The organism is Chrysiogenia bacterium (genome assembly GCA_020434085.1).
In the GTDB taxonomy this organism is placed as follows: Bacteria; JAGRBM01; JAGRBM01; order JAGRBM01; family JAGRBM01; genus JAGRBM01.
Genome location: JAGRBM010000135.1, coordinates 1 through 4,419, shown reverse-complemented (window position 1 = coordinate 4,419; position 4,419 = coordinate 1). Strand labels below are relative to the sequence as shown.

3 protein-coding genes are annotated in these 4,419 nt (G+C 64.5%); all 3 read left to right on the top strand.

The annotated features are described in order from the left end of the window. Nucleotides 1-647: 647 nt before the first annotated feature. The 3 genes from KDH09_04450 (at nt 648) to KDH09_04440 (ending at nt 4,395) form a co-directional block, all read left to right on the top strand. Nucleotides 648-1,346, top strand: a complete 699-nt coding sequence (locus KDH09_04450) for a hypothetical protein (protein ID MCB0218922.1) — start codon at nt 648-650, stop codon at nt 1,344-1,346. A gap of 108 nt (nt 1,347-1,454) precedes the next feature. After that, nucleotides 1,455-2,891 (top strand): hypothetical protein, encoded by a 1,437-nt coding sequence (locus KDH09_04445; GenBank protein ID MCB0218921.1) that lies wholly within the window; start codon nt 1,455-1,457, stop codon nt 2,889-2,891. Beyond that, entirely contained in the window at nt 2,884-4,395 is a 1,512-nt protein-coding gene (locus KDH09_04440) for a sigma-54-dependent Fis family transcriptional regulator (protein ID MCB0218920.1), read from the top strand. Before KDH09_04445 ends, KDH09_04440 begins: the two co-directional genes overlap by 8 nt. Nucleotides 4,396-4,419 lie beyond the last annotated feature (24 nt).

The window sequence follows — 4,419 nt, the reverse complement described above, 5'->3', positions numbered from 1 at the left end:
GTGCCGGAGGGCGGGTAGACCCCGCCCCTACATCGGAACGCGAACACGGCGGCGGGGTGGCATGCAATCGGAACAAACATCGAAGACCTCGGAAAAACGCCCGAAGAAAAACCGGGCCGGGAAAGAAATGGAAGGTTCGGAATGAACCTTCGCGAAGCACACTTTTCAAGATACGGATTTTTCCAAAACGCGCAAGGGGGCCGTGACCCAAGATGGACCGAGATGAACCGCGATGACCCACGATGGCCTAAGATGACCCGAGATGGACCGCACTTTTTTTTGAAGAAACTTTACTCTCCCGGGGGCGCGTTTCGTTCCGCCTCGCACTTTTCGCCCATGTCATTGCGAACTCAGAACGGGCGAGGCGTGCCTCGCCCTTCTTCGTTCGGGATTGGAGCCAGGGGTGACAGGAGCGGCCCGCTTGCCAATTCTCGGCACCGCGCGCTGACAATTTGCGTCGCTCTGTGACTCAAATCAGCAAACGCTGGTGCGCACTGCACGGGCGCTTGCCGCGCCAAGGGCCCGAAAGCAGGAAGCTTTCGGATACCCGCGCAGCTTTGGCCCGGCTCTTGCTCAAACAAGAAGACAGCAAGAACACGGGCGAGGGGCGTGGTCGGCAGCGGGCTGGCTGCGGGAGAGGTGCGCGCATGAAAGCGGCGACGTGGATCTATGTGGCGGTGGTGTTGCTCCTTGCCGCGCTGGTGGCAAGCGACGCGGCTTCCTATCGAAAGCGTCTTCCCCTCGAAGTGCGCATGCATGTCCTTGGCTACCGTTTCTTCGAAGTTCCCCAGGCAACGCGCGCACATGGCGTCAGCGGCATTCGGCTCGGCTACAAGTGCAACCGCGCAGGCATTCTGGGCTCCGACCTTGCCGTGTGGAACTGCAACTTTGCAGAAGATCGGGGCTGGGGCGGGCTCGTCATCCAGGGGGAAAAGGGCGAGAAGCTCGCGGCGCGCTATCCGCAAAAGCTGATGGTGCGCGGCTCGTGGAATCGCTTCGGGGCGCTCTCCATTCTGTTTGCACCCGTTGTCTTTGCGCTGCTCATGTGGCTGGCCCGGTTTCCCGTGGAAGCGATCAAGTTCCGGCTGCAACTGCGCGCGCTCCGGCGGCAGGCGCAGCTCAAGGACGCGCGGCGAAGGCTTCGCCGGCAAGCGCGCGAGGGGCGCGACCCGCTCTGCCCGCCCGAAGAAAAGACCCGCCCGCCGCGAAAGCATCACCTTCCCGAGACCGACGAAGTATTCGTTCCGGGGCTCGTCGAGCCGATTCTCAAATACTGGAGCGACTGGACCCCCGATCCCTACGGGACGCCCGATCCCTACGCGAGCACCAGCGGCTCGAAGTCCTGAACCACGGCAAAATCGAGTGATTTCAGGGCCTACCCACGGGCGTCAACCTGGTTTACACTCGGCGGCAAGATGACCGAGATCCTCACCGCACCCTTGCCGGGCGCCCCTTTGCCCGGCCCGCGAGCCCTTGCGCTGGAGCTGCCGCGCAGGGAGCCCGCCCAGGAGCGCTACCTGCGTGGCCTGCGCATTCGCATGATCGCGATGACGGTGGCCTTTGTCATCCTGCTCGCACACAACCGCTTCGTGCTCGGCGGCGCGCACTTTACCTACGTTCTGCTTCCGCTCATCAACCTGCTCGACGACGCGCTCATGTATTACCTGACCTGGCGCGGCTTCATGGTCGAGTTCCAGAGCTACCTGCGTCTGGCGGTCGATGCTTTCGCGCTGGCGTTCATCTGTCACCTGACCGGTTCGGTCTCCTCGGCCATGCCGATGGCCTATGTGATGCTCATCTGCGCGACGGCGCTCACCACCGACCGGGCGCATACCTATTTCAGCATCGCGGTCTGCACCTTTGGTTACTGGGTGCTGCTGCTGCTCGAGTTCACCGGGACCCTTGCCTACGCCCCGCTTGCGCAGGTCTTCCGCATCTTCCCGCGCGAGGAGCCGCTCACCATGGCGACCAACGCGCTCTTTGTGCCGACGATCCTGGTGCTCTCGGGCGTGCTGGTCTCCCACCTGGCCGACCGGCGTGCCAAGACCGAGGAGCGGCTGCGCGCCGCCCATGCCGAGCTCACCCGCGCTTCGGGAGAGCTGGTTCGCGCCGAGCGCAAGCTCCATCACTCGGAAAAGCTCGCCTCGCTGGGAACCCTGGTGGCCGGCGTGGCCCACGAGCTCAACAACCCCATCGGATTTGTGCAGAGCAACCTGCAGAGCCTCGAAGAGTGGACCGGACGCCTTCGCCGGTACGCCGCCTGCGAGGATCCCGAAGGGCGCGCTCGCCTTCGCAAGGAGCTGCGCATCGACATGATCGACGAGGAGCTGCCCGAACTGATTTCCGATTCGCGCGAGGGAACCCGCCGCGCCGTGGAGATCGTGGCGGGCTTGAAAGACTTCTCACGGCCCTCTTTGAAGCGCGCGCGCAGCGTGCTGCTCGAAGAAATCATCGACAAGACGCTGCGCCTTGTAAACGTGCACCTGAAAAACCGCATCCGCGTCACCCGTGCCTTCGCGCTCAATGAGCCGGTCAACTGCTATCCGGGTCTTCTCTCGCAGGTGCTGACGAATCTGCTGATCAACGCCGCCCAGGCCATCGAGGGCGAGGGCGCCATCACGCTGGAGACCGGCCGCGCCGGCGAGATGGTCTTCGTCCGGGTCAGCGATTCAGGCCCGGGCATCGCGCCCGAGAAACTCCCGCACATCTTCGATCCCTTTTTCACCACCAAGGAACCCGGACAGGGCACGGGGCTGGGGCTCTCGGTGAGCTACGGCATCGTTGCCGAAATGGGCGGGCGCATCGAGGTGGAGAGCCCGCCGGGCAAGGGGGCGCGCTTTACCGTGCTGCTTCCCATGGAGCCGCCGGCGCTGGAAGGACTCTATGACTGAGGCCCTGTACAAACTCCTCGTCGTCGACGACGACCCGGGCGTGCTCAAGGCGCTTCGCCGCAGCCTCATTGAGGACTACGTCGTGCTCACCGCCCAGTCGGGCGAGGAAGCGCTGGGGCTTCTCGAGAAACACGACGACGTGGCCTGCGTGCTCACTGACCAGCGAATGCCCGGCATGAGCGGCGCCGACCTGCTCGCCCGCGCGCTGGAGCTGCAGCCGCAGACCCGCCGCGTGGTGCTGACCGGTTACACCGACATGGACGACGTCGTCCGCATGATCAACGAGGGCAACATCGACTTTTATCTGACCAAGCCCTGGGAGGCCGCCGATCTCAAACTCACGCTCGATCGCGCCTGCGAGAGCTGGCAGCTCCGGCGCGAGAACGCGCGGCTGGTTGAAGAACTTCGCCAGGCGCACGCGCAACTCCAGAGGGAGAACGTGCAACTGCGCGCCGAAGTCGCGGGGCGCTACAGCTTCGAGGGCGTGGTGGGCAACTCGCCGGCACTGCGCGAGGTGCTGGGGCTTCTGAAAAAAGTCCTCCACACCGATACCGGCGTGCTGATCCTCGGCGAGACGGGCGTTGGCAAGGAAGTCATGGCCCGCGCGCTCCACTACGCCGGTCATCGAAAGGACAAGCCCTTTGTCGCCCAGAACTGCGCGGCGCTGCCCGAGACGCTGCTCGTTTCCGAGCTCTTCGGTCACGTAAAGGGCTCCTTCACCGGCGCCATCCGCGACAAGAAGGGGCTGTTCGAACAGGCCGACGGCGGCACCATCTTTCTCGACGAGATCGGCGAGACGAGTCCCACCTTCCAGCAGCAGCTCCTGCGCACGCTTCAGGAGGGGATCGTCTGGCCGATTGGATCGGAAAAACCCACGGAGGTCGACGTGCGCGTCGTTGCGGCAACGAACCGGGACCTCTCGGCCGAGGTAGCCTCGGGCAACTTCCGCGAGGATCTCTTCTACCGGCTCAACATCTTCCCCATCGAAGTGCCGCCCCTTCGCGCGCGCATCGACGACATTCCCATGCTGGCGCAGCATTTTTTGGAGCGCTTTGCGGGGCGCATGAACCGCCAGGTGCCGGCCATCTCGCGCGAGGCCATGGATCTGCTGCAGGCCTACCACTGGCCCGGCAATGTCCGCCAGCTTGAGAACGAGATCGAGCGGGCGCTCGTGCTCACCGAACCCGGCAGGGCGCTCGAATCCGCCGCGCTCTCGGACAAGCTGCGCGGCGGCGCAGCGGCCCCATCGACAGGAATCAGCGCTCCCACCCCCGTCAATGAAAGCGCCGCGGGCCCCGACGATGCTCGCGCCCTGTTGGCGCGCCATACGGTCGAAGAGGGCACGGCCATCAAGGAGGCGGTGGAGCAGCTCGAACAACTCGTGCTAAAAGAAGCCATTGCCGCCTGCGAAGGCAACAAGGCCGCCATTGCACGCGCCCTGGGGCTCTCGCGCATGGGGCTCGACAAGAAACTCGCCCGTTACGGCATCGAGGTCAGCAAGTAAGTGGCCACCCGCCAGCAAGACGAC

What these genes read in the sequence shown, in the direction of transcription:
- KDH09_04450 (MCB0218922.1), top strand. Translation starts at nt 648, where the DNA reads ATGAAAGCGGCGACGTGGATCTATGTGGCGGTGGTGTTGCTCCTTGCC.
- KDH09_04440 (MCB0218920.1), top strand. Translation starts at nt 2,884, where the DNA reads ATGACTGAGGCCCTGTACAAACTCCTCGTCGTCGACGACGACCCGGGC.